Source organism: Nostoc sp. NMS4, assembly GCF_017115095.1.
Taxonomy (GTDB): domain Bacteria; phylum Cyanobacteriota; class Cyanobacteriia; order Cyanobacteriales; family Nostocaceae; genus Nostoc.
Genome location: NZ_JABXKI010000358.1, coordinates 1 through 3703, shown reverse-complemented (window position 1 = coordinate 3703; position 3703 = coordinate 1). Strand labels below are relative to the sequence as shown.

At 41.6% G+C, this 3703-nt stretch carries 3 protein-coding genes and 1 pseudogene; 2 read left to right on the top strand and 2 right to left on the bottom strand.

The features are described from left to right. Positions 1 to 1251, top strand: a 1251-nt coding sequence (locus HWQ37_RS31025; RefSeq protein ID WP_292754488.1) for a group II intron reverse transcriptase, incomplete at its 5' end; no start/stop codon positions are given. Between the two features lie 86 nt (positions 1252 to 1337). Further along, positions 1338 to 1730: pseudogene (locus HWQ37_RS31020) on the top strand (RpnC/YadD family protein); the annotation flags it as partial. Between the two features lie 211 nt (positions 1731 to 1941). Here the strand turns inward: HWQ37_RS31020 and pstB are convergent. Beyond that, a complete protein-coding gene (gene pstB / locus HWQ37_RS31015) occupies positions 1942 to 2769 on the bottom strand; it encodes a phosphate ABC transporter ATP-binding protein PstB (protein ID WP_292754485.1) in 828 nt (275 codons plus the stop codon). Positions 2770 to 2902: 133 nt separating this feature from the next. After that, positions 2903 to 3703, bottom strand: an 801-nt coding sequence (gene pstA, locus HWQ37_RS31010; protein WP_292754482.1) for a phosphate ABC transporter permease PstA, incomplete at its 5' end; no start/stop codon positions are given.

The following is a 3703-nucleotide window of genomic DNA, read 5'->3' as shown; positions in this document are numbered from 1 at the left end:
ATCCCTAAAAAGGACGGGACTACCAGAATGCTTAAAATACCAACCATCGCGGATAGAGCTTGGCAATGCCTAGCAAAATATGCCCTGGAAGCCGCCCACGAAGCAACTTTCCACGCCAGAAGTTACGGGTTTAGAACTGGGCGCTCTGCCCACGATGCACAAAAGTACATTTTTGACAACCTAAACTCTAGATGCAACGGAATAGAGAAACGAGTTATAGAACTCGACATCGAAAAGTGCTTCGACAGGATAAATCACTCAGCAATAATGGACGAACTCATCGCCCCTAAAGGCTTAAAACTCGGTATTTTCCGATGCCTCAAGGCGGGAGTTAACCCAGAATTCCCCGAACAGGGTACGCCCCAAGGGGGAGTAGTTAGCCCTTTACTAGCAAATATTGCACTCAACGGGATTGAGAGTATACACAGATACCACGCCGAATACAAATTCGGTAAAAGGATCACAAACAACACCCCAGAAAATAGAATCGTCGAGCCATCAATCCGATACGCGGATGACATGGTTATTATACTCCGACCCGAAGATGATGCGACAGAGATACTTGAAAGAATCAGCGAGTTCCTCCGCAAACGCGGAATGAATGTAAGCCAAAAGAAAACCAAAGTTACCGCCGCGACAGATGGGTTTGATTTCCTCGGCTGGCACTTCAAAGTCCAGAAAAACGGAAAGCTCAAAAGTACTCCATCAGTGGACAACTTTAAAGCGTTCCGTAAGAAAGTAAAATACATCGTCAACAACTCGAATTATGGTGCTACTACAAAGGCAGAGAAATTAGCTCCGGTAGTTAGAGGTTGGAGAAATTACCATAAGTTCTGCAAGATGGACGGCTCAAGGTTCTCACTTTGGTTCATAAGTCACAGAGCATATACGGTATTCAACAAGGAAACCAAGCAAACACGCCACACAAGCGAGGAGTTAGTTAAAAAGGCATTCCCAGCAGTTCCTTACTCCGAAAATAAACACGTCATGGTTCAAGGAATAAAATCCCCCTATGACGGAGATACAGCCTACTGGAGCGAACGTAACAGTAAACTCTACGACGGCGAAACTTCTATTGCTCTTAAAAAGCAAAACCATAAATGTGCATCCTGCGGCTTAAAGTTCATTGATGAGGAACGGGTTCACCTGCATCACATCGATGGAAATCACGCCAATTGGAAGAAAAATAATCTGGAAGCAATTCATGAGAGTTGCCACGATTACAAACACATGAGCAAAAGCGCAAGCTGAGAACATCGGAAGCTGGGTGCGGTGAAAATCGCACGCCCAGATTTAACTGAGAGGTGCGGGGAAATAATATCCCCCATCGACTCAACCGAGAAGCACTACGAATTTTGCGTGCTGATGAACAGTTAAATCAACTGGAGACGGTACTGGCCTTTTTTGCTGCATTTGTGCTAGAGAGTACGTTAGTTCAGGAGATTATGAGGTGGGATATGGCTGTGTTACGTGAGTCGCCTTGGTATCAAGAAATTGAACAGCGTGGTATACGCATCGGTGAAGAACGCGGACTGCGTATGGGTGAAGAACGCGGACGGCGAGAGGAAATTTTATCTAACATTGAAATGAGTTTAGAGGTGAAATTTGGCAGCGATGGTTTAGAATTAATATCGCAAATAGATCAAATTTCTGATTTAGAGCGTTTGAAAGAAATTTTACGTAGCATTGTTGTGGCAAATACAATTGAAGAATTGCAGAATATTTTGTAATCAAAGTTAGGTAAAACTCATACATAAATTGAAAGAATTATCAGACTGTAAAAGTTGGGTGATTTGTTTCCAGGTATAAATTCCAGTATACAAAAGGATTTTTTAAGGGGACATTGAGTTGATTAGATTTAGATGAAAGGGAAAGGTTTTGATAATAGTCGCTTACAACTGAACTTGGCTTTTACCTTTCCCCTTCCTCTGTGATGTTTCTTTAACCGAAGCGTCCACTGATATAATCTTCAGCTTCTTTAGTTTGAGGAGAACTGAACATTTTAGCTGTAGGATTAAACTCAACTAATTTCCCGCGACGTTTGCCATGCTCGTCAATTTCTGTATTGAAAAAAGCTGTGAAATCAGCGACTCTAGAAGCTTGCTGCATATTGTGTGTCACCATAATGATGGTGTATTGCTCCTTGAGTTCCAAGCAGAGTTCTTCGACTTGGCGGCTAGAAATTGGGTCGAGAGCAGAACATGGTTCATCCATTAATAATACATCTGGCTTCATAGCGATCGCACGAGCAATACAAAGTCGTTGCTGTTGTCCGCCAGATAATGCAGTTCCCTTCTCTTTGAGTTTATCTTTGACTTCATCCCAAATAGCAGCGCGTCTGAGAGAATCTTCTACCAATTCATCAATGTTACCTTTATAACCGTTAGCACGCGGGCCAAAGGAAATATTTTCGTAGATTGACTTGGGGAAAGGATTCGGTCTTTGAAAAACCATTCCCACTTGGCGGCGCAATTTGACAGAATTTATCTTAGGATCGTAAATATTGCGATCGCGGTAATTCAGTCTACCCTCAACCTTAGCACCAGGAATTAAATCATTCATCCGGTTGAAGCAACGCAGTAAGGTACTTTTCCCACATCCTGAAGGCCCAATAAAAGCAATAATTTGTTTATCAGGAATCTTCATATAGACATCTAAAAGTGCCAAAATTCCCCCATAATAAACCTTCACACCTTCAACGTTAAAAACGCCATTATCTTGTTCGATTGTGGCACTATCTGATTGATTTTTACTATTGCTATAAGTCATTTGTTGTTCTCCTAATATCTGTGAATGTATCAAATTAGATATTTACAGCAAATTTCAAATTGATGAGGTACACGAGGTAAGTCTGTTACCCAAATATAAAGCCTGTTTTACTCCTGAATTCTGCTGTAATTCCCTAATGTATTGAGAAACGTTGCCGAATATAAATTGCTACACCATTTAAAAGTAAAATCAACAGCAACAACGCAATAATTGTCGCGGCTGCGGCATCAGCAAAACCCGGTTCAGGACGAGTGATGTAACTGTAAATTTGAATCGGTAATGCCATAAATCTCTGGAACAAACCAGGGTCAAAGGTGAGAAAACCCACAGCACCGACAACAATTAGAGAGGCGGCATCACCAATTGCACGGGATACAGAGATAATCACCCCTGTCAAAATACCGGGAATAGCATAAGGTAAAACGTGACTGCTGATAGTTCGCCATTTCGTGACACCTAAGCCATAAGAAGCATTTCTTAAGGAATTTGGGACAGCGCGAATTGCCTCTCTAGCTGTCACAATAATCACTGGTAAAGACAACAAAGATAAAGTCAATGCACCAGAAATTAAAGCGGGGCCAAACCCAAGCAAATAATTGAAAACTCCTAAACCCAGCAATCCATAGACGATAGAAGGTACACCCGCCAGATTACTAATATTAATCTCAATAATCGCTGTCCACCAAGCTTGAGGTGCATACTCTTCTAGATATAAAGCGGCTCCGACACCAATAGGTACTGTGACGACAATCACAATAATTACTAATAGAATACTGCTGATAATTGCCGGACGAATACCACCTTGGTCAGGAAAACGAGAAGGAGTTTCTGTGAGAAAACCAGGTGTTAAAAACCTGCCTAATCCATCTCTAAAAATATCAAAAAGTAGCAATGCTAGGATAAATAAACCAATCAGTAATCCTAACAAAAAAAG

Coding starts and splice junctions, on each gene's coding strand:
- pstB (WP_292754485.1), bottom strand. CDS start 2,769: ATGACTTATAGCAATAGTAAAAATCAATCAGATAGTGCCACAATCGAA.